The following is a 26,519-nucleotide window of genomic DNA, read 5'->3' on the forward strand; positions in this document are numbered from 1 at the left end:
AAAACCCTACCTTCATTATACAGAAGGTAGGGCTGAGTTACAGCTTATTCCACACTAAAAATGTAGGAGTAGAGCGGTTGTTTCCCGTCATGGACCTCAATTTCAATCTCGTCGTTCTTCGACTCGATATACGCCGAGAGTGCTACGACGTCTTCCGCTGACGAACCTTCGCCCGTCAAAATCGTGATGATTTCGTCATCGGCATCCACGAGCGCGTCGACAAGCGCTTTCGCCGCTTCGAGGCTCGAAGCCGATGAGGCGACGATTTTCTTCTCGGCAATCGCCATGTGGTCGTCTTTACGAATCTCGACACCGTCGATGCTCGTATCACGAACCGCATACGTCACTTGACCAGACTTGACGGCGCTTGCCGCAGCCTTCATGACGCTCTCGTTCGTTTCCACATCCGCTTCCGGATTGAAGGCGATCGCTGCCGCGAGTCCTTGTGGCACCGTCTTCGTCGGAATGACCGAGACGCCGCAAGGTGCGACCGAGGCCGCTTGTTCAGCAGCCATGATGATGTTCGAGTTGTTCGGGAAGATGAAGACGTGATCCGCGTTGGCCGCTTCAATCGCCTTGACGATATCTTCCGTCGATGGGTTCATCGTCTGACCGCCCTCGATGACGTGGGCCGCCCCGAGTGAACGGAACAATTCGCTGACACCTTCGCCCATCGCGACCGTAACGATCGCGAACGGCGCTTTCGCCTTCGGAGCCGTCGGAGCAGCCGTTTGAACGCCGTGCTGGTTGGCGCCATGTTCTTCTTCTAAGATGGTCGAGTGCTGTTGACGCATGTTCTCGATTTTGACAGCGACGAGTTCCCCGTAACGCTGTCCTTTCGTGATGACGTCACCTGGCGTCTCGACGTGAACGTGAACTTTGAGCAACTCTTCGTCTGCGACGACGAGGAGCGAGTCACCGAGTTCAGACAATTCATTGCGGAACGCGTCCTCGTTGAACGGCACGTCCTTCAATTTCTCGTCTTGGAACCGGACCATGATTTCCGTGCAATAGCCGAATTCGATGTCTTCCGTCGACATGAATCCTTGCGCGGCGTGGGCATGATGTTCAGCTTCAATGAGCGCATCCATGACCGGTGCATGTGGTTTCTCAAGTTCTTTGCCTTCGAGGCTCGCGAGGAACCCTTCATAAATGACGAGCAAGCCTTGGCCGCCTGAATCGACGACGCCGACTTCTTTTAAGACCGGCAATAAGTCCGGTGTCCGTTCGAGTGAAGCTTTCGCTTCGACAATCACGAGTTCCATGAACTCGTTGAAGTCGCTCGTCGACTCTGAAGCACGGAGCGCTTCGTCGGCCGCTTCACGAGCAACCGTCAAAATCGTTCCTTCAACCGGTTTCATAACCGCCTTGTATGCCGTATCGACGCCACGTTTCAACGCTTCGGCGAAATCGACTGTCGACACTTCTGTCTTGCCTTCGATTGCTTTACCGAAACCACGGAACAACTGGCTCAAAATAACGCCCGAGTTCCCACGTGCCCCCATCAAGAGACCGCGTGCAAACTTCGATGAGACGTCAGCGATATTCGCCGAGTTGAGTGCGGCCACTTCTTTCGCACCCGATGTCATCGTCAAATTCATGTTCGTCCCCGTGTCGCCGTCCGGCACCGGGAAGACGTTAAGCGAATCTACATAATCCGCATTCTGGCTCAAGTTGGCTGCACCGTTCGCGACCATGTTCGCGAACACCAATCCATCTAAACGTTTTAAACCCACACCAAATCCTCCTTCGTTCTCGTCAGTCATTCGTCAGACGAACGCCTTGTACGAATATGTTTACCGACGAAACGTTTAATCCTAAAGTTTCACCGAGCGTGTATTTTACACGGCTTTGCACGTTGTATGCGACTTCCGACACTTTCGTCCCGTAGCTTACAATGATGTGCATGTCGATATGTACGTCTTCTCCATCTTGACGTACGACCACGCCTCGGGCGTAGTTTTCACGTTTCAATAGTTCTGCGATCCCGTCTTTCAATTGAGCTTGAGACGCCATTCCCACAACGCCGAAACATTCCATCGCCGCACCGCCTGCGAGTGTCGCGACCACGTCGTTCGTGATGTCAATATTGCCATATGTTGTCTTCATTTCAATTGCCATATGGAGTAGCCTCCTTTATTCGGAATGATTCCTTCACTACATTCTACAATAAGTACCTAGTTATTAAAAGAACCTGCTCCATAAACTCGGTCAATTGTAGCCGTAACCCTCATTCATTATTAAAATCCTTTCCAGTAATGTCAAGTTTTTTTCTTGTCATCCTATGATTTTCTAGTTGCATCGTGAAAAAACCCGTGCTAATATAAACGAGTGTCTATTAGGACGAACCCACATAAAAAAGGAGGGGAAACGCATGGCACGTAAATGCTACGTAACAGGTAAATCACCTAAATCAGGTAACAACCGTTCGCACGCACTCAACAAGACAAAACGCACTTGGGGTGTAAACGTACAAAAAGTTCGTATTCTCGTTGACGGTAAACCTAAACGAGTTTGGGTTTCAGCTCGCGCTCTTAAATCAGGTCTCGTTGAACGCGTATAATTTTTATACACGAACGAAATAAATCCCAGCGGCATTCGCCGATGGGATTTTTTTGTGTTCATTTTTTGACATACAGCACGAGCACCATGCCTTCGTGCACGATCAAATCCGCCGCTTCATCGTCCCATTCGTTCGAGATGGTGAGCGCCTCATGGCTGACGACATCGTGACGGTCGAGCGGATATTTGACGCCGCGGATGGTCACGTTCGCCTGCTTCCATGGGATGAGCGACAAATAGTGACCGTCTTGACGCGGGAGTTCATAGCGTCCCGACCCGACGAGTCGTACCGTCTGCCCTGCCGTGACGAGACGCATCTCCGGATACGCCTCGAGCAGACCGATATTGCTGAGCGTCATATCGAGCCGGCCGCCGAGCGCACCGTAGACAATCATCTCCGTCGCGCCATGCCCCCGTGCCGCCTCGAGAGCGATCTCGAGGTCGGTCACATCTTTCTCAGATGGATAGCGGACGGCGTCGATCGGCACTTCGCCCGTGAAGGAGTCGAAATCGCCGACGACGAGATCTGGGTTCAGCCCGTGGTTCAACAGTGTCTCGTACCCCCCATCGACGCCGATGATGTAATCGACGTCACGCGGGAGTCCCGAGATTGGTTCCGGGCTGGCCGCCACAATCAACACCCGCATTAGCGGACGTCCCGGGTCGCGAGCGTCGCGAAGCGCGGCGCCGAGACGAACAAGAGGACGAGGACGACGGCCGACACGAGGAAGGACGGGAGCATGTACGTCATGTTATAGGCGAACGAGTAGGCGACGACCGGACCTTCCGCGTATTCGGCGAAGAAGACGATCCCCGACAAGACGTGGGCGCCGTAACGAAGCAGTGAACCGAGGAGCGCGCCGAGCACCAAATAAACGACGAGCGTCTTTTTCGCCTCATCCTTGGCGGCTCGTTTCACTTGACCAGCAAACAGTCCCGCCATCCCGACGACACCGTAAGCGAACGTGTAGTCGAGCAGGAACTGGACCGGCGTGAAGATGTAGGCCCCGAACAGCAGTTGCAGCGTTCCGACAAGTGCACCGGTCGCAAGTCCGCCTTTCAAACCGTGACGATACGCCATGACGAAAATCGGCAACATCGCCAAGCTGATCGACCCGCCTTGCGGCATCCGGAACGGGATGAGCAAATCAAAAATCAAACCGAGTGCGGCGAACAATGAGATTTCAATGAGCGCCTGTAATTTTAAACGTTGTTTCATCTATTTCCCTCCTTAAAATATGAGCGAACGACAAAAAGCAGCATGACGTAAACGCCATGCTGCTATCGAGTAGCAACGTGCATTTTCGCCACATCCCTACGTCCGTGTGAACGGAACAGGTTCAAAGGGTTAGCGTATGCCTCTCAGCCACAGAATGTGACACCCCTTGCGACAATATTTGTTGTTCTATGGACGATTATACACGAGATGCGTTGCGAATGCTATCGATTGCGTCTTTATAGCTCGGCTCGTTATAGATGGCCGAGCCGGCCACGAGCACGTCAGCACCGGCATCGATACATAATTTCGCAGTCTCCGCGTTGACGCCGCCGTCAATCTCGATTTCAAAGTCGAGACGGCGCGCTTGGCGCATCTCGTTCAACGCCGCGATTTTCGGCACGACCGATTCGATGAACTTCTGACCCCCAAAGCCAGGGTTCACCGTCATGAGAAGTACCATGTCGACGTCACCGAGCACGTGTTCAATCAATGACAGCGGCGTATGCGGGTTGAGAACGACGCCACACTTGGCTCCGGCCGCCTTAATTTGTTGAAGCACGCGATGCAAATGGTTCGTCGCTTCGACGTGGACGGTGACGATGTCCGCTCCCGCCTTGATGAAGTCTTCGACGAAGCGCTCCGGTTGGTCGATCATCAAGTGGACGTCTAACACCATGTCCGACTTCTTCCGTAAGCTCGCGAGCACCGGGAGACCGATCGAGATGTTCGGGACGAATTGACCGTCCATGACGTCAAAATGGATATAATCCGCGCCGGCCTCTTGGACCGCCTTCACTTCTGCCTCTAGGTTGGCGAAGTCCGCCGCTAAAATCGAGGGTGCAATTTTAATCATGTCAGTACCTCCGTTGTCTATCGTTTAACTCTGCCATAAACGTAACATAATTCTCATAACGGGTGGAAGCGATTTCTCCCGCCTCGACGGCCGCTTTGACGGCACAACCCGGTTCGTTCAAATGGGCACAGCCTCGGAACTTACAGTCGTCGTGCCGCTCGACGAACTCAGGGAAGCACCAGCGCATCTCCTCGACTTCGAGTTCTTCTGGGAACTCGAGGCTTGAGAAACCAGGCGTGTCAGCGACGAGCCCGTCAGCGAGCGTGATGAGCGTGACGTGACGCGTCGTGTGCTTGCCTCGGCCGAGCGACTTCGAGATTTTCCCGGTCGCGAGTTCTAGTTCCGGCGCGACCGCGTTCAAGAGCGAACTCTTGCCGACTCCGGTCTGTCCGGCAAACACGCTCGTCTTCTCTTTAAACGACCCACGAATTTGTTCAATCCCCGACCCGGTCTCCGTCGACGTCTCGATGACCTCATAGCCGATTGACCGATATAAGGCCGCTGCCGCTTGAATCGTTTCGAGTTCCGACTCCGTCAACAAGTCCATTTTCGTTAAGACAATAATCGGATGGACTTGCTTCGATTCGATTAAGACGAGGAAACGGTCGAGCAGATGGAACGAGAATGCCGGTTCCTTGACCGAGAACAGCAAGAACGCTTGATCGATGTTAGCAATCGGCGGGCGGACGAGATGGTTCGACCGCTCATCGACGGCCAAGATATAGCCTGTGCCGTCCCCTTGGTCTTGAATATCGACATCGTCGCCGACGACCGGCGAGATGTTCCGGTTGCGGAAATTGCCGCGGGCGCGACAACGGATTTCTTGTTTCTCTTCCGTCATGACATCATAAAACCCGCCTTGTAATCGAATAATCGTACCTTTCATCCTATGACCTCCTTAGAAAAAGAGGCGACGCGCGCGCCACCTCTTCATTGTGAATCTTTTGCTTGTGCGTACGTCACCGTATCCGTCCGGACGACTTCCCCGTCGACTTCGATCGTCGCGGTTCCGACTTCGTCCGGTGCAATGACGAGCGTATACGAGTAAGTCGTCGTCTCCGTTATCTTATCACGCAACACTTCGACTTCGCCACGGGCGTCTACCGTCCGAATGACGACCTCGAGTGCCACAGGTTCTTCGCCTTCAGCAGGCGGATCGATTTCGACGTTGACTTCCCGTTCAATCGAGACGTCGGTCGGTTCGACCCCTTGCGACACGATGACGGTCAATTCCGTCCCCGGGTCGACGGCTGTTCCGGCCGTCGGTAACTGACGAATGATTTGGTTGGCGGGCACGCTCGTTGAATACTCGTCTCGTTTGACGATTTTCAAGCTATTCTGTTCGGCGTACGTCGTCGCTTCCTCAAACGTATACCCGGCTAAATTGGCGAGTTCGACTTTATTGCTACCGGTCGAGACGACGAGCGTCACCGTCTCTTCAGACGGGACGACCTCGTTGTCCGGAGCAATCGACTGGGAGATGACATCGCCGCTATCGACCGTCTCCGACGCCTCGGATTGAATTTCGATATCCGCAAAGTCGAGGTCTTTGAGCGTCCGCTCGGCCGCCGACTGAGACAATCCTTCGACGTCCGGCATCGCGACCGTCTCTTTCCCGGCCGACACGACAATCGTCACGGTCGTTCCGCGTTTCGGTTTCCGACCGGCTTGCGGTGTCTGCGAAATGACGTCGCCAGCGGCGATGTTATCGCTCGCCCGCTCTGTCGCTTCGACGACAAAACCGGCTGTTTCGAGTTCGGTCGTCGCTTCGTCGTTCGTCATCCCGACGACGTCTGGCACGACGGCACGGGACATCTCATCGGCGATGACATATGCCCCGATTCCGCCGCCAATCAACAAGAAGAGGAGTAGGAGCCAAAGCCACCACTTCTTCTTCCGTTTCGGCTTCGGGTTCGCTGTCTCAGGTTCGCTCGGTGCGACCGGTTGTTCCGGTGTCTCTTTGACGTTCGGTTCGTCCGGGACGACCGGTGACATGACGAGCGTCTGATCGAATGCGTCCTGTTCCGTACTGAGGCGTTTCGGTTCGTTCGCACGTTCCGGGTCGAGCGCCGTCATGCAATCCTTCTTAAAGGCGGCGACCGATGTGTGACGGGCGCCCGGTGATTTCGCCAGCGCCTGCATGATGCAGTTCTCAAGCGCTTGCGGGATGTTCGGGTTCAAATCCATCGGTCGAATCGGGTCGTCTTGCAAATGTTGAAGTGCGACGGCGACTGGCGTCTCGCCGATGAACGGAACGCGTCCGGTCACGAGTTCATACAGGACGGCACCGAGTGAATAAATATCTGACTTCTCATCGGCGAACTTTCCGCGCGCCTGTTCTGGAGAAAAGTAATGGACCGAGCCGAGCACTGACATCGTATGGGTCAGCGTCGCGTTCGACATGGCCACCGCAATCCCAAAGTCCGTCACTTTGACGTTGCCGCTCTGATCGATCATCATGTTTTGCGGTTTGATGTCCCGATGAATGATTCGATTCGCATGGGCATGGTCGATGGCATCACAAATCTGTCCCATGATGCGAAGCGCCTCGTCGACAGATATGTACTCTTCTTGCAAATATTGTTTGAGCGTCATCCCATCGACGTGTTCCATGACGATGTAATAGATGTCACGCTCGTCTCCGACGTCGTAGATGGCGACGATATTCGGATGGTTCAGACTAGTCGCCGCGTGGGCTTCCCGTTCGAACCGGCGTATAAATTGTTCGTTATGCGAGAATTCAGATCGCAACACCTTGATGGCGACGGTTCGGTTTAAAATCTCATCGTGAGCCCGGTAGACATTTGCCATGCCGCCGCTGCCGATTTGCTGTTCGATCCGATAACGATCGTTGATTCGTTCTCCACTTCGCATCGGATTCATCCTCTCTTTCTATCTGTGAACTGGACGAGGGCAACGGTGATGTTGTCACTCCCACCCAAACGGTTGGCTTGATCGATCAATTGATCCGCCTTGACGTCCGCCGAGACGGGACGTTTCAAGACTTGCTTGATTTCCTCATCAGTCAAATGAGTCGTCAAGCCGTCCGTACAGATTAAAATCGTGTCAAACTCGGGTTCGGCAAACACTTGCAGATCAGGTTCGACATGCTCATTCGAGCCGATTGAACGGGTGATAATGTTACGTTTCGGATGGACGCGCATCTCTTCCTCGGTCAATTCGCCGAGTTGTTTCAACACGTTCACGTAGGAATGATCTTCCGTCAATTGCTGCAGCTTATCATCTCGCAAGGCATATACACGACTATCCCCGACGTGGACGATGACGATCGTCTCGTCGTGCCAACAGACACCGGCAATCGTCGTCCCCATCATGAGGAGGTTGGCTTGTTTCGAGAAATCGAGCACTTGATCATTGGCCAGTTCCACGTTTTGGCGGAACCAATTCTCCATCTCCATCGGCGAGGCCGGAAGCGTCGAGAAGGCACGGCGAAACTGCTCGATGACGAGCTGACTCGCGACCTCCCCGGCTTCATGTCCCCCCATCCCGTCGGCCACGAGAGCAATTCCGGCATGTTCGTCCCCTAAAATCAAGACGGCATCCTCGTTCTGTGCTCTCACTTGGCCCCGGTCGGTTCGGTATGCTAATTCCATCTTCGTGATTACCTCGTTTCTTGTTCGCGCTCCTTCGCTCGAAGCTGCCCACAAGCCGCATCGATATCCGAACCTTGTTCGCGACGAATCGTCACGTTCACTTTTCGATCTTTGAGCACTTTTTCAAAGGCAAAAATTTGTTTACGTGGTGTGCGGACGTAATCGCGCTCGAGCACGTGGTTGACTGGAATCAAGTTGACGTGGCATTTGACGCCTTTCAACAAGTCAGCGAGTTGATGCGCGTGTTCTTCCGTGTCGTTAACCCCGCCGAATAAACCGTATTCGAATGTGATGCGGCGACCGCTCTTCTCTGTATAGTAGTTGACGGCTTCCATCAACTTGTCCAAGTTGTAAGCACGGTTGATCGGCATAAGGCGTGTCCGAATATCCGTCGTCGGCGCGTGAAGCGAGATTGCGAAGTTGATGCGCATGCCTTCATCGGCAAACTTGTAAATCTTCGGTACGATCCCACTCGTCGACACGGTGATGTGACGTGAACCGATGTTCAAGCCGTCATCGTGGTTGACCGTGCGCAAGAAGCGCATCAATTCGTCGTAGTTATCGAACGGTTCGCCGATTCCCATGACGACGACCGAGTCGACCCGCTCTTCGCTCGCGTCGAGCGCGCGCTGGACGTCGAGGACTTGGGCCGTGATTTCACCGGCCTCTAAGTTACGTTTCAAACCACCGAGCGTCGAAGCACAGAACGTGCAACCGATGCGGCAGCCGACTTGCGTCGTGACACAGACCGAGTTTCCGTACTCATGGCGCATGAGTACCGTCTCGATAGAATAACCGTCTTGAAGCTCGAACAAGAACTTGATTGTCCCGTCCTTTGATTCTTGACGGACGAGTTCTTTCAATGTCGTCAATTGGAACGCCGCGTCTAATTTCTCGCGGAGCGGTTTCGAGACGTTCGTCATATCGTCGAACGATGTCACACGCTTGACGTACATCCAGTCATATAACTGTTTCGCGCGGAACGATTTTTCTCCTGCCTCAATCAGCCATTGTTCGAGCTCTGAGTACGTGAGGGAATAGAGTGACGGCTTGGCACCGACTAATGGATTTTTTTCAACTGCTTTTGGATTCATGTTTATACCTCTTTCTTGAATGCGGCGATATAGAAACCGTCCGTCCCGAACGACGTCGGGAGTAATTTGAGTTCAGCGCGGTCCGATGACATCATCGGGTGCAATACTTGTGGAAGACGGTCTTGGAGTGTCTCATCCCACGTCAATCCGTTCGACAAAATGTAATCGGCCTGCTGTTCATTCTCAGTAGGGTCGATGGTACATGTCGAGTACACTAGCGTACCACCTCGTTTAAGCAGTGGCAAGACGGCGTCAATGATTTCACGTTGGACTTTCGGCAGTCCAGCGAGGGCGGACTTGTCTTTCGTCCATTTGATATCGGGCTTGCGACGGATGACACCGAGTCCCGAACATGGGACGTCGAGTAAAATCCGGTCGAAGCTCTCCGGTTCAAATGTATCCCCGGCCTGGCGGGCATCGAGGGCAAGTGCGGTCACTCCATCGATATGCAGACGCTTCGCTTGACGTTCAATCAACTTCGCTTTATGCGGATGCAAGTCGAGGGCGACGAGCGTTCCACCGTCCATGCGTTCTGCCGTATGCATCGCTTTTCCACCTGGTGCGGCACACGCATCGAGAACGCGTTCCATTTTCCCGGCTTGAAGCGCATCGGCGACGATCATCGAGCTCTCGTCTTGAATCGACAACAAGCCCATATCGATGAACGCTGTCGAGTGCACGTTTCCGGATTCGATGATGAGTCCGTCCGCTGACAGCTCCGAGCGTGTCGCGACGACATCGACTTCGGCGAGCCGTTCAATCATCTCTTCGACCGTGACGCGCTGGCGGTTGACCCGAACCGTGACCGGAGCCGGCTCATTGTTTAATTTACACATCGCCTCGGTCGCTTCGACACCGTACGTTTCCACCCATTCGGCGACGAGCCAATCGGGATGGCTATGTTCGATGGCAATCCGTTCAGCGTCCGGAAGCGTGCTCAAATCCGGGAACCCGTCCCGAATGACGTTGCGCAACACGCCGTTGACGAACTTACCGGTACCCGAATGGCCCCGTTTTTTCGCAATCTCGACCGCTTCGTGCAAGACGGCCCGATCCGGAATCTTGTCGAGGTAAAACAGTTGATAGACACTCATCCGTAAGAGCGGCAAGACGAAACGGTCCAATTTTTTCGGGTTTTGAACCCGCTTCTCTAAAATATAATCGAGCGTCCGTTTCCGGCCGAGCGTCCCATAGACGAGCTCTGTGTATAGGCCGACATCTTTCGTCGCCAATTTCTTCTGTTTCAATAAATCGTTGACCGCAATCGTCGAATAGGCGCCGCCTTGTTCGATTTTGATTAGCGTATCCAGTGCTGCAACTCGTACGTTCATATTATCCTCCTAGTCGATCGCCGACTTGTAACTTTTGGCCGGCCCCACGCATAAATGTGGCCCCGTCCATTCGTTTTTTACCAGATGGTTGCAAGTCGACCACTTTAATGGCGACCGCGTCGCCTGTCGCGACGACAAATCCATCCTCTTCAAGCCGTACAATCGTTCCCGGTTCACCCGTCCCTGTCGTTTTCGACCCGAAGAACAGTTTGACCCGTTCCCCGGCAATCGTCGTATACGCCGTCGGGAACGGATTCATCCCTCTGATGTGGTTATAAATGTCTGCACCGGCACGGGTCCAGTCAATCTGTTCCCGCTCTCGGCTAATGTTCGGTGCGAACGTGACGTCACGCTCGTCTTGCGGTACGGCTTCAATCCAACCAGCGAGGAAGGCAGGAAGCGTCTTGAGCAACAAGTCTGATCCTGCGACCGCGAGCTTGTCGAACAACGTACCGACCGTGTCCAATTCTTCAATCGGGACGACCGTATTGGCAATCATGTCGCCAGCATCGAGCTTATCGACCATATACATGATGGTGACACCCGTCTCTTTGTCCCCATCGAGGATGGCTTGATGAATCGGCGCGCCACCTCGATGTTTCGGCAACAGCGAAGCATGGACGTTGATGGCGCCATGTTTCGGTGCCTCTAACAGTTCGGTCGGGACGATTTGTCCGTACGCCGCCGTCACAATCAAGTCCGGTTCGAGTGCCAAGATATCCGCGTAATCGGTCCGCACCTTTTCAGGCTGTAACACCGGGATATTGTGGCGCAGGGCACACTCTTTCACCGGCGTCGGTTTCAGTTCGCGTTTACGGCCGACCGGTTTGTCAGGTTGCGAGACGACACCTACGACATTGTATCCTTCTTCGAGCAAGCGCTCAAGTACGGATACGGCAAACGTCGGCGTCCCCATGAAGACGATACGCTGATCCGTCCCTTTGTCCGGCACGGCGAGCTTGTCCGTGAACAATACTCCGTCCAAATGGTCAATCTCATGTTGAATCGCCCGAGCGAAGAATCCGCTCGCCTTCACTTGTTGGGTGCGGCCTTTCAAATCCTGCGTCTTGACGACGATCGTCTCATGCCGTTCGACGAAACCGAACTCACCCGGGATGCTCAAGCAGCCTTCAAGACCGATCTCGGTCCCGGACGTCTCGATGATTTCCGGATTGATCAACACGAGCGGTCCTGTCTCATCATCCGTATGGACGACGGCGAGCCGTTGATTCAAATTGACCTGTGGGGCGGCCACGCCGACCCCATCATATTCATACATCGTGTCGAACAGTCGATCGACCGTCTGACGCAACTTTTTATCAAATTTTGTCACCGGATCACACGTGACCCGTAAAATCTCATTTGGAATCTCTACTACTTTATACATCTGGTTCCACCTCACATGAATACGTATGGGTTTACGTCGATACTCAATTGATATTCTTTTTTGCTAATCGCCTTCGCCCGTGCCTGTTGCAGCGTGGCGAGGACCGGATATAACGCTTCCGGATGTTTCGTCTTGATGAACAACTGATAGCGGAACAAGTTCTTCAGTTTCGACAACGGTGCCGGCATCGGCCCGTTCAGTCGCGACTGGGCCACGTGCGCCTCGACGAAATCGGCGGCGAACAGCTCGGCCTCCGCTTGGGCGACGAGCGGACTTTCCGCCGCGAACGTGACGAGCGTGACGTACCAATATGGGGGATGATTACCGACTTGGCGCAGTTGCATCTCCCGGGCGTAAAACGATTCATAATCGTGTTCACTCGCCGTCTCGATGACATAATGGTCCGGGTTGTACGTCTGGACGTACGCCTCACCCGGCAGACTGCCGCGTCCGGCCCGACCGGCGACTTGGGTCACGAGTTGGAACGTACGCTCGGTCGCCCGGAAATCGGGCATGCCGAGCGTCGCATCCGCCGCGAGCACGCCGACGAGCGTGACGTTCGGGAAATCGAGCCCTTTGGCGATCATCTGGGTACCGAGCAAAATGTCGGCCTCCCCATCCTCAAAGCGTTTCAACAGTTGTTCGTGCGACCCTTTGCGTGACGTCGTGTCTTGGTCCATCCGAATGATCCGCGCCTCAGGGATGCGGTTCAACAGCTCGGTCTCGATCTTTTGCGTGCCGGTGCCGAACTGTTTGATTTTCTTGCTGTCACACGTCGGGCACTTCGACGGCATACCGATCTCATAGCCGCAGTAGTGGCATTTGAGCCGGTCGCCGTGTTGGTGATACGTCAAGTTGACGGCGCAGTGCGGACAGGTAAGCCCTTCCCCACAGTCGCGACACATGACGAACGTCGTGAAACCACGACGGTTGAGCAAGATGACGCACTGTTCTTTTTTCGCGATGCGGTCGTTGATGGCGACAAATAAATCTTCTGAAAACATCGTCGTGTTGCCTTTGGCGAGCTCACGCCGCATGTCGATAATATGGACAGGCGGCATCTCGCCACCGTACCGTTCGCTCAGTTGCAAATAGCGATAGACGCCTTTTTGGGCGCGGGCGTAAGACTCGAGTGACGGGGTCGCACTTCCGAGGACGACCGGGCACTCGTGGTACTCGGCCCGCCAAATCGCGACGTCACGCGCGTGATAGCGCGGGTTCTCTTCTTGCTTGTACGTCGTCTCATGCTCTTCGTCCAAGATGATGAGGCCGATGTTTTCGAGCGGTGCGAAAATCGCCGAGCGTGCCCCGACGACGACATCGACTTCACGTCGTTTGATTTTGCGCCACTCGTCATATTTCTCTCCTTGTGACAAGGCGCTATGGAGCACGGCGACCCGGTCTCCGAAGCGACGTTTGAATCGTTTGACCATCATCGGCGTGAGCGAGATTTCCGGGACGAGCAAAATCGCCTGCTTGCCGTCATCGACGACTTGACCGATCGCTTCTAAATAGACCTCGGTCTTCCCACTGCCGGTGACACCGTGCAAGAGTAACGTCTCCCCGGCTTCCGCATCACGGATGGCATGGACGGCCGCGGCTTGACTTTCATTCAGTTCGACCGTCTCGATGACCTGTTCAATCGTGGCGTACGGGTCGCGGTTCAGTTCGACCTCGGTCACTTTGACGGCACGGAGCGACTCCATCTTTTGCAGTTGTGCGCGCGATAAGCCGATTTGACGTAACGACGACCAATACATCCGCGGGACGTCCTTTAGCAACTGAATCGCTTCTTGTTGTTTCTTCGCCCGGGCCGGGATGAGCGTCGCATCGATGAGCTCGATGACGAGGTCCGTCTTCACCGTCCGTTTCTCTTTTAACACCGGCGCGAGCAAGATGTCCCCTTTTTTGGCGAGCGCCAAGATGATGGACTGCGTCTCTTTCGGATACTCCGAAAGATGGGTACCGGCTCGAACGCCGTCCGGGAGCGTCTCGCCTTTAATCTCTTTGTCGTAACTCACTTTCAGCGCTGCCGGCAACATGGCGAGGAGTGCCGACGACCGGAAACAGAGCGTCGTCTCTTTCACATGGTTCGATAAGTCGAGCAACTCGTCCGTCAGTGATGATTCTTCATCTAATAGGGCTTCGAGCGGTTTCAACCCTTCGCGCGTCCCTTCTGAGACACCGGTGACGATTCCGAGCAGGCGTCGTGAGCCGAACGGGACCGAGACACGCATGCCCGGTTCGATTAACGTCTCGAACTGGGGCGGCACTTCATAATCGAACGGACGGTCGATCGTGATGACGGGCGCATCGACATGGACGTGGGCGATCATCGCAAATCTTCCTTAAAATGTGTGAGCAACTCGACAGCGAGTGCACGTTTGCTCTGTCGCGGTAAGCGGACATGAGCCCCGTCCGCCCGAAACAACGTGACTTCGTTGTCATCGGCGCGGAAACCGATATCTGGCTGGGACACATCGTTGGCGACGAGATAGTCAACCCGTTTACGGGCGATTTTATCGCGGGCGTGTTGCTCGAGATTCTCCGTCTCGGCCGCAAAACCGACGAGGAGCTGATGCGTCTTCTTCTCCCCGAGCGTCTTCAAGATATCGGTCGTCTCTTCGAGTTCGATCGTCAACGGGCCGTGCACTTTTTTATGTTTCTCGCTATGGACCGTCTTCGGGCGATAGTCGGCGACGGCGGCCGATTTGATGACGAGGTCTTGGTCATCGAAACGCGCGAGCACCGTCTCGAGCATATCCGTGCCTGATTCGACGGCGATGGCGGTCACGCCGTCCGGTACGGGTACTTGCAGCGGTCCGTGGACGAGCGTGACGTGTGCGCCCATATCGCGGGCAGCCGCGGCGAGCGCGACGCCCATCTTGCCAGAGGAGTCGTTCGATAAAAAGCGGACCGGGTCGATGCGTTCGACCGTCGGACCGGCCGTGATTAGCACGCGTTTCCCGAGCAGATGTTTCGGGACGAACTGGCTCTCGACGATACGGACGAGGTCTTCCGGTTCCGGAAGGCGTCCGCCACCAATCCACCCGCACGCGAGATTGCCGACGCCCGGTTCGATGATTTGATAGCCGAACGTTTTGAGCGTCTCGATATTGCGGCGCGTGGCCGGATGTTCGAGCATATTGACGTTCATCGCCGGTGAGACGATGACGGGACATTTGGCCGCTAAAATCGAGGTCGTGATGAAGTCATCGGCAATACCGGCTGCGAGTTTCGCAATCATGTTCGCCGTGGCGGGTGCAACGACGATCAAGTCACTCGTATCGACGACGTCGATGTGGGCGATTTTGGTCGGATCGTGTTCCTCGAACACGTCGGTGTATACCGGATTTCGGCTGAGCGCCTGAAACGTCGCTTTGCCGACAAATTCTTCGGCTGACGCGGTCATCGCCACTCGAACGTTCGCACCGGCCTGGACGAGTTTCGACGTGAGCGCGCACGCCTTATACGCCGCGATACCGCCGCTCACACAAAGCAAGATATTCCGATCGTTCAACATTCACAATTCTCCCCCTTATAGACAATGTGACCCAAGTCGCATCCGACTTGGGTCACAATTCATCCGTTGTTTTTTTCGTTCGTGATGATTGTCGTGTCACCCGAATACAATTCTTCTAGCGCTTGACCGACCGGCTTATACGATTTTGGCGCGGCGACTTTTGTTGCTTTTCCGTCCTGGATTTGGCGGGCCCGCTTCGCGGCCACCGTGACGATTGTGTATTTCGACGGGATGATACGTTGTAAGGCATCAATCGAAGGGTATAACATTAAATGACCTCCATCATGGCTTTTTTATAGAGAGACGCGACACGTTCACGTTTACAATGTTCGGCCGTCACGATCGCTTTGATACGATCGATCGCTTTATCCACTTCATCATTCGTAACGACGTAATCGTATGCATCCATCAATTCAATTTCTTCCCGGGCGACGAGCAAGCGTTGCTTGATCACGTCTTCCGATTCCGTGCCTCGACCGACTAAGCGGTTACGTAGTTCTTGCAGGCTTGGCGGAGCCAAGAATAAAAAGACCGCTTCCGGGAAACGCTCTTTCACTTGGAAAGCGCCCTGGACTTCAATCTCGAGGATGACGTCCTTCCCGCTTTCGAGTGTCTCACGAACCCATTCAACCGGTGTCCCATAATAGTTGCCGACAAATTCAGCGTGCTCGAGCAATTGTTTATGCTCGATCATGTGTTCAAATTGTTCTCTCGTCTTAAAGAAGTAGTGTACGCCTTCCACTTCTCCTTCGCGCGGTTTGCGGGTCGTCGCCGACACCGAATATTGAAGGTTGTTGTCCTTCTCTTCACGGAGTACTCGACAAACGGTACCTTTCCCGACGCCGCTCGGGCCAGACAAGACGATTAATAATCCTCGTTCTTTAAAATTCACTGCAAGACCTCCATCTTCTAACATCACATTTAATTATAATAGCAGTCAATCAATTGTTCCGGCAAGAAGAAGTTCGGATTTCCTACTTCATCGTACCATATTTTCCGTGAATCTGATAACGTAGAGACAGAAAAAGAACAAAGGTGATGAGACTAGTGGCATATGATGGATTAATGACATATCGTGTCGTAACAGAATTACAAGCGCTCGTCGGGGGGCGCATCAATCGCGTGCACCAACCGTATTCGCTCGATTTGATGATTCAAGTCCGCTCGAACCGCCAAAGCGTCCAATTGCTCGTTTCGGCGAATGCGATGTACGCACGGCTCCAACTGACCGACAACCCGACCAAGAACCCGCAAGAACCGCCGATGTTTTGTATGATGCTCCGAAAACACATCGAAGGCGGCTTCATCACGGCAATCGAACAAGTCGGACGTGACCGTGTCATCGTCCTGTCGATCCGTTCACGAAACGAGCTCGGCGACGAAGAGAATAAGAAAGTGTATATCGAACTGATGGGGCGTCACTCGAACGTCGTCTTGACGAACGAGGACGGCAAGATTTTAGACGCCATCAAACATCTCCCGCCGTCACAAAACACGTACCGGACAATCATGCCGGGCAGCGAGTACTTACTGCCACCGGCCCAAGACAAGTGCGATCCGTTGACGGAGCGTGAAGCCGGTTTGAAACGTATCGACTGGAACGCCGGCTCGCTCGACAAGCAGCTCGTGTCCAGTTTCGCCGGGCTTAGCCCGCAAATCGCCCAAGAGATCGTCCACCGGGCCAAACTCCCGAACCGGGCCAGCATCGAGGAGTCGTTCGTCAGCGTGATGAGCGACCTCGAAGGCCCTTACGTCTTCCAACAGCTCGCGTCGGGCAAAGAGCGCTTCAGTCCAATCGTGCTCACGTCCGGTGAGATCACCTCTGAAGAGCGCTATGAGACGAGCAAAGACGTGCTCGACCGTTTCTTCTATGAAAAAGCGAACCGCGACCGCGTCAAACAACAAGCTCACGATGTCGAGCGTCTGCTCAAGTCCGAGCTTGAGAAAAACCTATTGAAGCGCAAGCGACTGCTTGACGATTTGAAGGCGACGGAACGTTCCGACGAACTTCAGAAATACGGGGAGCTGTTGACAACATACTTGTTCCAGCTCGAGAAAGGCATGACCGTCGCCCACGTCGTCGATTATTACGACGAGGAAGGCGGCATGATCGACATCCCGCTCAACAAGCTCAAGACACCGAACGAGAACGCACAAGCGTACTACAAGAAATACAACAAGTTGAAAGTCGCCAAAGTCGAAGTGCAGAAACAAATCGAATTGAACGACGCCGAAATTGAGTATTTAGAGACGCTCGTCGCCCAGCTCGACGTCGCCTCACCGGCCGATATCGTCGAGATTCGAGAAGAGTTGGCCGAAGGCGGCTACATGAAGCAACGGAATCAAAAGAAGAAACAGACGAAGAAAATTTCGCTCGAGGCATATACGTCGTCGACGGGGACAGAGTTCTTCGTCGGGAAGAACAATACGCAAAACGATCATTTGACGTTCAAGTTCGCCCGTCGCGACGAGATTTGGCTTCATGTGAAAGATATTCCCGGATCCCACGTCATCATCCGTTCGGGCGAACCTGACGAGACGACGTTGCTCGAGGCGGCAACCGTCGCCGCCTATTTCTCGAAGGCCCGTGCCTCGAGCGGTGTGCCGGTCGATTACACGAAAGCACGTTACGTGAAAAAGCCGAGCGGTGCCAAGCCTGGATTCGTCATCTATACGGACCAGCAGACAGTGTACGTCACGCCGGATGAGCGGCTCGTCAAATCACTCCAGCAGTAAGTACAGGCCACGTCACATGACGTGGTCTTTTCTTGTTAGTCCATGGTCACTCGTCCTCTCGGCGCCCACGCTTTCCGCAGGCAACCCCGGAGCCGCATCGCTCCAGGAACGGAGGGTGTCGCCAAAGGCATGTGTAAATATGACATGTCCACTTACATTGACAACAAGTAAAGGCCCCGTCGCTAAAACGGGGCCTTCGTTTATTTCGGATTATGTTTGAACGCTTCGAGCTGTTCATGATAGTCGAGCAAGTGCCCGTGTAAAATTTCAGAAACGGATAAATCCTCATGCGGCAACGTGAACAGCGCATGCGGCTTGTCACACGTATAAAGGATATCGTGGTGATGCGCGAGGAGGTATAAAAACTCGGACTCGAACACCCGGCGTTCTTCCTCGTCCATGACCAATAGCGCCTCCCGATGTTCAGCGAGACTCTCGAGCAATAAGACGAGCTTGTCCTCAAGGTGAATCAATAACCGGTATTGCTTCATCGTCAAATGCTTCAATTTCACGTTCGTCACTTTCATATCCTCTTGGAGCATCATGTGCAGCTCCTGATGGCCGAGGATACGGGCCCGCGTCTCGAGCAACTCGGACGGCGACCCGACGAGCTCGCGCCAGTGCTGGAACATATACGCCGACGTCTTCCGAATCTCACTGAGCAACCGCTCCTCGTAACGAGGCGGCATGAACGCATAGTTGACACCGAGCGAGACGAAGACACCGACGGCCGTCAACAGGGAACGGGTCCACGCATAGTGGAAGAAGTCGGTCGTCGGGTTCTCAAGCATGAGCACGATCGCGAACGCCGCATACGTCGACATGTGCGTCTTATCGAACGTCGTATTGAGCGTGAGCGCGACGATGACGGCGAGCCCGATTGAAATCGGGTTGACCCCGAACGCATAGACGATCAGGAGACCGCACATGAGCCCGACCATCGTCCCGAAAATGCGGCTGAAGACGATTTTCGATGACCGTTTCACGGTCGGTTGCATCGCGACGACGGCCGCGATGGCCCCCATGCCTGAATAGATGCCGAACACGTACCAGGACAAAGCGATGGTGATGGCGACGGCGATGCCGGTTTTCAAAGTTCGAAGTCCGACTTTTGGGATGTAACGTTTGTTCATCATTTAAGCTCGACCTTTCCTGTCTCGGAAATGAGTTCGATGTTTGGTCGGTTCGAGTTCGACAGATGGTACACGCCGCCCCCGATTTCGTTGAACCGTTCCGACGCCGTCACGTTGCCTGTGGTCGTGACGTTCACTTGTCCGGTCGCATTACGCGGCGCGTACGCGAGCGTCCCCGCCTCCGTCTGAATCGTCATGCTTTGATTGACGACGATGTCGCTCACGGTCGCGTTCCGATATGAACGGATATCTCCCGTGACGACACGGACGGTTTCGAGTGTCGTATCACTCCGTGTTTCGACGCGAAGCCGATCACTTTCGAGTTTTTTTACATTAACGGCGTTCGCCTCCAAGACGATCGTCTTGGCAATCAATCCTTGGCCGGTCACTTGCTCGGCCTCGACTTCAATCGATGTCATCGAGCTCGGCAAGGCGACTCGGATTTTATAACGGGATGGTTCATCACTCGCCCGACTACCGAATTGACTGAATTGGCCGTAGCGCTCGACGACCGAAATCGTATCGCCGACCGATTTGACTTTGATGCGACGCTCTTTCGAGTTCGTCTGTAACACATCAATGTGGACTTTCTCATTCGTGCTACGAACGAATTCGACATTGCCGTGCGCCGTCTCGAGCCGAAGTTTCTTCATTTGATAGCGGTCCTCGTACGTGTCCCCAAGTGCCAACACGTGACTGAATATGAATAAATTCAAGAAGAAAATGAGGGGCAAGACGGTGAGGACGAGTCCGAACGCAAGTTTACGATGTTTCGGGATCGCTTGAAAACGGACTTTCAAGGATTTTCCCTTCATTCTAGAATACGCCATACACATCTCCTTTATTGACTGCTTTCCCTATTCTAACATGTTCAGTATGCCATGTACCGAATAGAAAAAGAATCCGCCCGGAGGTGGATTCTCGTTACAGATTATGAAGATAAGACACGTTCGCTCCAACCTGTCGGATCGTTTCGCCAGTCTCGTAAGGAAGCATATTCCTCTTTACTGATGATTCGCTTCTTAACGGCAACGTCGAGCAAATCCGAAAGTGTAATCAGTGCATGCGCAGTGAAGCCCGAGTCTAACAGATTGATGGCGAGGCGGCTCAGACTATAGGAGAAAATCGCTTGAATCTTGACGACTTCCCCGCCGGCTTCCTCAATCGCTTTGGCGGCCTCGATGCTCGACGAGCCGGTCGACAACAAGTCTTCAATCACGACGACACGAGCCCCCGGTTCAAACCGGCCCTCGATTTGATTCCCTTTCCCATGTCCTTTCGCACTCGAACGGACATAGACGAGCGGCAACCCGAGCCGGTCGGCGACAAGCGTCGCATGGGGAATTCCCGCTGTCGCTGTCCCGGCGATGACGTCGACATCGAGCGGACGGATCACCTCAACGAGCGCGTCGATGATGAGGTTGCGGACGTCAGGATAGCTGAGCGTCAAGCGATTGTCACAATAAATCGGACTCTTCATCCCGCTCGACCACGTATACGGGTTTTCCGGTGACAGGGTCACGGCCTCGATTTGTAATAAAGCTTCAGCGATTTGTCTCATAAGTTCGACTCCATTCTTGTAAGTAGTATGCATAGGCAGCGTTCGGGTCTTCGGCCCGGGTGATGGGTCGGCCGACGACGATGGCCGACACGCCTGCGTCACGAGCCGCTTTCGGCGTGGCGATCCGGACTTGGTCGTCCGCTGTCTCGTTCATGCGGATACCGGGCGTCACGGTCAAAAATGACGAGCCGAGCGCTTGGCGAATCGAGTGGGCCTCATGCACGGACGCGACGACTCCGTCGAGCCCTGCCCGGTCGGCCATGGCAGCCTGGCGAAGGACGGCTTGTTCCAATCCACCTTCGATGTGTAGCTCTTCGGCGAGCATTCGTTCATCGGTCGACGTCAACTGGGTGACCCCAATCAATTTCGTCGTATCGGTCACCTCGCGTAAACCGTCCAAGGCGTAACGCATCATCGTCTCGCCGCCAAGCGTATGGACGTTCGTCAACTCGACGCCGAGGCGGCCGATTTGACGGAGCGTCCGCCGTGCCGTCTCCGGGATGTCATGAACTTTGACGTCTAAAAAGACCGGGTACCCGCTGTCGACGAGTTGCTCGACAAAGCGGCCCCCTTCCCGATAGAACAGTTCCATCCCGACTTTGACGGCCGGTTTTTGTTCGATTCGTTCCAATAATCGGAACGCGTCGGCGCCCGTTTCGACATCAAGCGCGAGATACAGTCTGTTCATAAGCTTTCCCCCTGATGTCTAAAATATGATCGATCCCAAGTTCGTCGAGTCGTCCTGGTAACGCTTCGATGATTTCCTGACAGACGTAAGGATTTTCAAAATTGGCCGTTCCGACCGCGACTGCCGAAGCACCCGCATAAATGAACTCCAAGACGTCGTCGACCGTCCGCACGCCGCCCATCCCGATAATCGGGATCTCGACGGCCTGGGCGACCTCATAGACCATCCGAATGGCGACCGGTTTGACGGCCGGTCCAGACAAACCACCGATGCGGTTGGCGAGAATCGGCTGCCCGGTCGTGACGTCGATGCGCATCCCGACGAGCGTGTTGATCATCGTGATGCCATCGGCCCCAGCCGCTTCGACCGCTTTCGCCATCGCTGTGATTGACGTGACGTTCGGTGACAGTTTGACGTATACCGGTTTTGTTGACGCCGCTTTGACGAGTCGGGTCAATTCCGCCGCCATGTCGGGATCGGTCCCGAACTGCATCCCGCCGCACTTCACGTTCGGGCACGAGATGTTCAGTTCGAGCGCCTTGATGGTCGGGTCGGCACTGAGCTCTCGCGCGACATGAATGTACTCTTCGGGCGTCGAGCCGGCCACATTGGCGATAATCTCGGTATCGAACGCGGACAAGAACGGTAATTTGTGTTCGATGATGGCGTCGACACCCGGGTTTTGGAGGCCGATGGCGTTCAACATGCCTTGTGCCGTCTCGGCGACTCGCGGCGTCCCGTTGCCGAACCGTGACTCGCCTGTCGCCGCTTTAATCATGATACCGCCTAACATCGATAAGTCATAGAGTTTGGCGAACTCTTCCCCGAATCCGAAACAGCCTGATGCCGGCATAATCGGATTCTTTAACTGTAAGCCTGGCAAATCGACGTGTAGTCTCATAGCGTCACCTCTTCTGCCCGAAATACCGGTCCGTCACTGCACACTTTGACGTAACCGCCTGGCGCTTCGCACACGCAAGCGAAACAAGCGCCGATGCCACACCCCATCCGATTCTCAATCGAGATATATCGCTCTTCGATATGTGACGCGGCGACCGCTTTCAGCATCGGTTCCGGCCCGCAGCTGAATAAGACATCGGCGTCGACCCGCGCGAGCGGACCTGTCACAAATCCCATTTCTCCATACGTTCCATCGACCGTCGTGATGATCGTCTCCCCCAGTTCACGGAACGCGTCTTCATAAAAAATGCTCGTTTTCGTATCAAACCCGAGAATCGCTACCGTCTCGATGCCACGAGCGGCGAGCAGGCGCCGCGTGTAGTAGAGCGGCGGCACCCCGATGCCCCCACCAACGAGCACGACCCGTTTACCCGTCTGTTCGAGCGGGAAACCGTTGCCGAGCGGTCCGAGGACGTCTAAGACGTCTCCCGTCCGACGCGCGGCCAAATCTGCCGTCCCGCTGCCGATCACTTTATACAGGAATGTGACGACGTTGTCTTCGACGTTCGCGACCGAGAGCGGCCGGCGCAACAGCTCTGACGTCTTCACATGGAAGAACGTGCCCGGCGCAACGGCCTGCGGTGCGATCTCGACTTTCATCTCCATCGTCGCCGTCGCAATCAATCGGTTCGATAAAATGGTCGCGAGTTGTCTCATACGGTCACCCCGAATGTCGTGAAGGCCGGTAAACTCGTCGTTTGGAACGACAGGCTCTCGATGACTTGGAGCAGCGCCTCGACCGTGTCGAGCGACGTCAGGCAGAGCACCCCTTGCTCGGCCGCGGCCCGACGGATGATGAACCCGTCTTTCGTCGCAAGGGCGTCACGCGTCGTCGTGTTCAAGACGATATCGACTTCCCCTCGTTCGATGACGCTCAGCATCGTCTCTCCGGCCTCATTGATTTTCCCGACCGGGTGGACCGGCAAGCCATCTGTCGAGAGCGTCTGCGCCGTGCCAGACGTGGCCATCAGGCGGAATCCGAGTCGGTTGAAACGGCGGGCGATGTCGAGCGCCTCTTCCTTGTCTTGGTCGGCGACCGTCAACAGGACGTTCCCTTTCAAGGCGATCGTCATGCCGGCGGCGACGAGTCCTTTATATAACGCCTTTTCGAGCGTGCGGTCTGTCGCCATGACTTCACCGGTCGATTTCATCTCCGGCCCAAGTGATGGATCGACTTCTTTCAGTTTCGCGAAACTGAATACCGGGACTTTGACCGAAATCGCGTCCGCTTCCGGATGCAAGCCGGTCCCTAACCCGAGGTCTTTCAAACTCGTTCCGAGAATCGTCTGCGTGGCGATGCGTGCGACCGGAAGGCCCGTCACTTTAGAAATGAACGGGACGGTCCGGCTCGCCCGCGGGTTGACCTCGATGACGTATAAGTCGTCCGCGTAGACGAACTGGATATTGAGCAATCCTTTGATCCGGAACGCCTTGGCGAGTTTAATCGTGTAATCGACGACTTTCTGTTTCAACGCTTCGCTCAACCGCTGCGGCGGGTACACGGCAATCGAGTCGCCCGAGTGGACCCCGGCCCGTTCGATATGTTCCATGATGCCCGGGATGTAGACGTCCGTCCCGTCACAGATGGCGTCGACTTCAATCTCGATGCCCGTCAAGTAGCGGTCAATCAGGACGGGACGGTCTTTCGAGGCGACGACGGCGTGGCGCATATACCGCTCGAGCTCCGAGCGCTCATAAACGATTTCCATCGCCCGGCCGCCGAGGACGTATGATGGGCGGACGAGTACCGGATAGCCAAGCATGTCGGCACACGTGACGGCCTCTTCGACCGTGACCGCCGTCTTGCCTGGAGGCTGGGCGAGCTGTTCGGCCGAGAGCGTCGCTTCGAACGCTTTCCGGTCTTCGGCGCGATCGATGTCTTCAAGCGATGTCCCTAAAATCTGGACCCCTTCTGCTTCGAGCGAGGCTGCCAAGTTGATGGCCGTCTGGCCACCGAACTGGACGATGACGCCGAGTGGCTGTTCGTTGCGGATGACCTCGAGTACGTCCTCGGTCGTAAGCGGTTCGAAGTAGAGCCGGTCCGAGATTGAGAAGTCGGTCGACACCGTCTCCGGGTTGTTGTTAATGATGATCGCTTCATAACCTGCGTCACGAATCGTCTGAATCGAGTGGACGGTCGCGTAGTCGAACTCGACACCTTGACCGATGCGGATTGGGCCCGAGCCGAGGACGAGAATCGACGGCTTGTCCGTCTTCACGGCCTCGTTCTCAACTTCGTACGTCCCGTAAAAGTATGGTGTTTCCGAGGCGAACTCAGCCGCACACGTGTCGACCATCTTGTACACCGGACGGATGCCCCAGTCGTTCCGAAGCGACGTCACCGTCTCCACGTTCTCGTTTATGATGCGGGCGATCATCTTATCGCTGAACCCGAGACGCTTCGTTTCGACGAGTCGTTCTTTCGTGAGCGGCTCAAGCCGGAGCGTATCTTCATGTTGCCAAATCCGTGCGAGTTTCGATAGGAAGAAACGGTCGATTTTCGTCAGCTCATGCAACTGTTCCGTCGAATAACCGCGACGGAGTGCCTCATAAAGCATCCAGAGTCGCTCATCCGTCGGCGTCGTCAACTCGCGATTGAGCTCATCCGTCGTCAATTGTGCGAGCCGTGGTACGGCCAAGTCTTCTGTCCCGAGTTCAAGCGAACGGACAGCCTTAAGGAGCGCTTCCTCCAAGTTGCGGCCGATCGCCATCACTTCCCCGGTCGCTTTCATCTGAGTGCCGAGCCGGCGGTCAGCCGTCTCGAACTTATCGAAAGCGAAGCGCGGAATCTTAGCGACGACATAGTCGAGCGCCGGTTCGAACGAGGCGTAACTCGTCTCCGTCACCGGGTTCTTCAATTCTGACAACTTGTATCCGACCGCTACTTTCGCAGCCAACTTGGCGATCGGATATCCCGTCGCTTTCGAGGCGAGCGCCGAACTGCGGGAGACACGTGGGTTGACCTCGATGACGTAGTACGTGAAGCTGTCCGGGTCAAGGGCGAACTGGATGTTGCATCCCCCTTCGATGCCGAGAGCGCGGATGATGTCGAGTGAGACGCTGCGGAGCATCTGATAGTCGCGGTCCGACAGCGTCTGCGTCGGAGCGAAGACGATTGAGTCGCCCGTATGGACCCCGACCGGATCAAAGTTTTCCATCGCACAGACGATGATGGCCTGGTCGCTCGAATCGCGCATCACTTCATACTCGACTTCTTTCATGCCGGCAATCGATTTCTCGAGCAACACTTGTGTCACTGGACTCGCTTTCAGCCCTGATTCGACGAACTGTTCGAATTCATTCCGGTCATGGGCAATCCCGCCACCGGTTCCTCCGAGCGTGTACGCCGGACGGATGATAATCGGATAGCCGATCCGGTCGGCAAAGCCCCAAGCCGACTCGAGCGACTGCACGATTTCGCTTTCCGGGACCCCGTGGCCGAGCTTATACATGAGGTCGCGGAACTGTTCCCGGTCCTCAGCTTGTTCGATGGCCGATAATTTTGTCCCGAGCAATTCGACGCCGCAATCTTCAAGCACGCCGCGACGATCGAGTTCCATCGCCAAGTTGAGACCGGTCTGGCCGCCGAGTGTGGCCAGGAGCGCGTCCGGTCGCTCTTGACGGATAATCCGTTCGACGAACTCCGGTTCGAGCGGTTCGATATAGACACGGTCCGCCGTCGTCGGATCGGTCATGATCGTCGCCGGGTTCGAGTTGACGAGGATGACTTCATATCCTTCTTCTTTCAAGGCAAGACACGCCTGGGTACCAGCATAGTCAAATTCTGCCGCCTGTCCGATGACGATTGGGCCGGATCCGATTACAAGGATTTTCTGAATATCTGGTCTTTTTGGCATG

24 protein-coding genes, 1 pseudogene and 1 riboswitch are annotated in these 26,519 nt (G+C 55.0%); of the genes and pseudogenes, 2 read left to right on the forward strand and 23 right to left on the reverse strand.

Translation table 11 applies throughout. The features are described from left to right. Window positions 1–44: 44 nt before the first annotated feature. Together KNP95_RS07055 and KNP95_RS07060 are read right to left on the reverse strand one after the other, a co-directional pair. Window positions 45–1,736, reverse strand: coding sequence for a DAK2 domain-containing protein (locus KNP95_RS07055; RefSeq protein ID WP_214800890.1), 1,692 nt, complete (start codon window positions 1,734–1,736; stop codon window positions 45–47). Between the two features lie 22 nt (window positions 1,737–1,758). Beyond that, window positions 1,759–2,121, reverse strand: coding sequence for an Asp23/Gls24 family envelope stress response protein (locus KNP95_RS07060; protein WP_016509701.1), 363 nt, complete (start codon window positions 2,119–2,121; stop codon window positions 1,759–1,761). A gap of 253 nt (window positions 2,122–2,374) precedes the next feature. Between KNP95_RS07060 and rpmB the strand changes: the two genes are divergently transcribed. Beyond that, the gene (rpmB, locus tag KNP95_RS07065; RefSeq protein ID WP_015881349.1) at window positions 2,375–2,563 is read left to right on the forward strand and encodes a 50S ribosomal protein L28; all 189 of its coding nucleotides are present in this window, start codon (window positions 2,375–2,377) and stop codon (window positions 2,561–2,563) included. Between the two features lie 58 nt (window positions 2,564–2,621). On the opposite strand, the gene KNP95_RS07070 is transcribed toward rpmB, so the two are convergent. From KNP95_RS07070 to gmk, 14 genes and pseudogenes are all read right to left on the reverse strand, one after another. Further along, a complete protein-coding gene (locus tag KNP95_RS07070) occupies window positions 2,622–3,209 on the reverse strand; it encodes a thiamine diphosphokinase (RefSeq protein ID WP_058763355.1) in 588 nt (195 codons plus the stop codon). Next, complete coding sequence (gene thiT, locus KNP95_RS07075; protein WP_021067081.1) at window positions 3,209–3,781, reverse strand: energy-coupled thiamine transporter ThiT; 573 nt, start codon at window positions 3,779–3,781, stop codon at window positions 3,209–3,211. The genes KNP95_RS07070 and thiT overlap by 1 nt, the downstream gene beginning before the upstream one ends. A 76-nt stretch (window positions 3,782–3,857) precedes the next feature. Beyond that, a riboswitch (TPP riboswitch) is annotated at window positions 3,858–3,958 on the reverse strand. Between the two features lie 19 nt (window positions 3,959–3,977). Next, window positions 3,978–4,634: a ribulose-phosphate 3-epimerase gene (rpe, locus tag KNP95_RS07080; protein WP_029595716.1), complete on the reverse strand. Its 657-nt coding sequence runs from the start codon at window positions 4,632–4,634 to the stop codon at window positions 3,978–3,980. A 1-nt stretch (window position 4,635) separates the two neighbouring features. Next, window positions 4,636–5,520 (reverse strand): ribosome small subunit-dependent GTPase A, encoded by an 885-nt coding sequence (rsgA, locus tag KNP95_RS07085; RefSeq protein ID WP_021067079.1) that lies wholly within the window; start codon window positions 5,518–5,520, stop codon window positions 4,636–4,638. Between the two features lie 44 nt (window positions 5,521–5,564). Beyond that, window positions 5,565–7,508 carry a Stk1 family PASTA domain-containing Ser/Thr kinase gene (pknB, locus tag KNP95_RS07090; RefSeq protein ID WP_021067078.1) on the reverse strand — a complete coding sequence of 648 codons (1,944 nt, stop codon included), beginning with the start codon at window positions 7,506–7,508 and terminating at the stop codon, window positions 5,565–5,567. Window positions 7,509–7,513: 5 nt separating this feature from the next. Further along, window positions 7,514–8,248, reverse strand: a complete 735-nt coding sequence (locus KNP95_RS07095) for a Stp1/IreP family PP2C-type Ser/Thr phosphatase (RefSeq protein WP_021067077.1) — start codon at window positions 8,246–8,248, stop codon at window positions 7,514–7,516. An 8-nt stretch (window positions 8,249–8,256) separates the two neighbouring features. Next, window positions 8,257–9,342, reverse strand: a complete 1,086-nt coding sequence (rlmN, locus tag KNP95_RS07100) for a dual-specificity RNA methyltransferase RlmN (protein WP_214836317.1) — start codon at window positions 9,340–9,342, stop codon at window positions 8,257–8,259. Between the two features lie 2 nt (window positions 9,343–9,344). Then, complete coding sequence (gene rsmB, locus KNP95_RS07105; protein ID WP_214836319.1) at window positions 9,345–10,673, reverse strand: 16S rRNA (cytosine(967)-C(5))-methyltransferase RsmB; 1,329 nt, start codon at window positions 10,671–10,673, stop codon at window positions 9,345–9,347. Between the two features lies 1 nt (window position 10,674). Further along, complete coding sequence (fmt, locus tag KNP95_RS07110; protein ID WP_031200317.1) at window positions 10,675–11,589, reverse strand: methionyl-tRNA formyltransferase; 915 nt, start codon at window positions 11,587–11,589, stop codon at window positions 10,675–10,677. Between the two features lie 45 nt (window positions 11,590–11,634). After that, window positions 11,635–12,060 (reverse strand): annotated as a pseudogene (def, locus tag KNP95_RS16210) (peptide deformylase); the annotation flags it as partial. 11 nt (window positions 12,061–12,071) lie between these two features. Beyond that, on the reverse strand, window positions 12,072–14,396 hold the full coding sequence (gene priA / locus KNP95_RS07115; RefSeq protein WP_214836322.1) for a primosomal protein N': 2,325 nt from the start codon (window positions 14,394–14,396) through the stop codon (window positions 12,072–12,074). After that, window positions 14,393–15,583 (reverse strand): bifunctional phosphopantothenoylcysteine decarboxylase/phosphopantothenate--cysteine ligase CoaBC, encoded by a 1,191-nt coding sequence (gene coaBC, locus KNP95_RS07120; RefSeq protein WP_214800894.1) that lies wholly within the window; start codon window positions 15,581–15,583, stop codon window positions 14,393–14,395. The genes priA and coaBC overlap by 4 nt, the downstream gene beginning before the upstream one ends. Window positions 15,584–15,642: 59 nt before the next feature. Next, the gene (gene rpoZ, locus KNP95_RS07125; RefSeq protein ID WP_214836325.1) at window positions 15,643–15,852 is read right to left on the reverse strand and encodes a DNA-directed RNA polymerase subunit omega; all 210 of its coding nucleotides are present in this window, start codon (window positions 15,850–15,852) and stop codon (window positions 15,643–15,645) included. Continuing rightward, entirely contained in the window at window positions 15,852–16,499 is a 648-nt protein-coding gene (gene gmk / locus KNP95_RS07130) for a guanylate kinase (protein WP_029595720.1), read from the reverse strand. Before gmk ends, rpoZ begins: the two co-directional genes overlap by 1 nt. Before the next feature lie 131 nt (window positions 16,500–16,630). Here gmk and KNP95_RS07135 point away from each other — a divergent pair, with 131 nt between their 5' ends. Continuing rightward, window positions 16,631–18,319: an Rqc2 family fibronectin-binding protein gene (locus tag KNP95_RS07135; RefSeq protein WP_214755945.1), complete on the forward strand. Its 1,689-nt coding sequence runs from the start codon at window positions 16,631–16,633 to the stop codon at window positions 18,317–18,319. A gap of 200 nt (window positions 18,320–18,519) precedes the next feature. Here the strand turns inward: KNP95_RS07135 and KNP95_RS07140 are convergent, their stop codons facing one another. From KNP95_RS07140 to carB, 7 genes are all read right to left on the reverse strand, one after another. Beyond that, window positions 18,520–19,455, reverse strand: a complete 936-nt coding sequence (locus tag KNP95_RS07140; RefSeq protein ID WP_021067068.1) for an FUSC family protein — start codon at window positions 19,453–19,455, stop codon at window positions 18,520–18,522. Continuing rightward, window positions 19,452–20,252: a hypothetical protein gene (locus KNP95_RS07145; RefSeq protein WP_235045182.1), complete on the reverse strand. Its 801-nt coding sequence runs from the start codon at window positions 20,250–20,252 to the stop codon at window positions 19,452–19,454. Before KNP95_RS07145 ends, KNP95_RS07140 begins: the two co-directional genes overlap by 4 nt. A 131-nt stretch (window positions 20,253–20,383) precedes the next feature. Further along, window positions 20,384–21,013 carry an orotate phosphoribosyltransferase gene (gene pyrE / locus KNP95_RS07150; RefSeq protein ID WP_214719468.1) on the reverse strand — a complete coding sequence of 210 codons (630 nt, stop codon included), beginning with the start codon at window positions 21,011–21,013 and terminating at the stop codon, window positions 20,384–20,386. Beyond that, the gene (gene pyrF, locus KNP95_RS07155) at window positions 20,997–21,701 is read right to left on the reverse strand and encodes an orotidine-5'-phosphate decarboxylase (RefSeq protein WP_214836328.1); all 705 of its coding nucleotides are present in this window, start codon (window positions 21,699–21,701) and stop codon (window positions 20,997–20,999) included. Before pyrF ends, pyrE begins: the two co-directional genes overlap by 17 nt. Beyond that, entirely contained in the window at window positions 21,676–22,602 is a 927-nt protein-coding gene (locus KNP95_RS07160) for a dihydroorotate dehydrogenase (protein ID WP_021067064.1), read from the reverse strand. The genes pyrF and KNP95_RS07160 overlap by 26 nt, the downstream gene beginning before the upstream one ends. Further along, window positions 22,599–23,318: a dihydroorotate dehydrogenase electron transfer subunit gene (locus tag KNP95_RS07165; RefSeq protein WP_214836331.1), complete on the reverse strand. Its 720-nt coding sequence runs from the start codon at window positions 23,316–23,318 to the stop codon at window positions 22,599–22,601. The genes KNP95_RS07160 and KNP95_RS07165 overlap by 4 nt, the downstream gene beginning before the upstream one ends. Next, on the reverse strand, window positions 23,315–26,518 hold the full coding sequence (carB, locus tag KNP95_RS07170; protein WP_214836334.1) for a carbamoyl-phosphate synthase large subunit: 3,204 nt from the start codon (window positions 26,516–26,518) through the stop codon (window positions 23,315–23,317). Before carB ends, KNP95_RS07165 begins: the two co-directional genes overlap by 4 nt. Window position 26,519: the final 1 nt, after the last annotated feature.

The organism is Exiguobacterium sp. s36 (assembly GCF_018618345.1).
GTDB classification, from domain to species: Bacteria; Bacillota; Bacilli; order Exiguobacteriales; family Exiguobacteriaceae; genus Exiguobacterium; species Exiguobacterium chiriqhucha.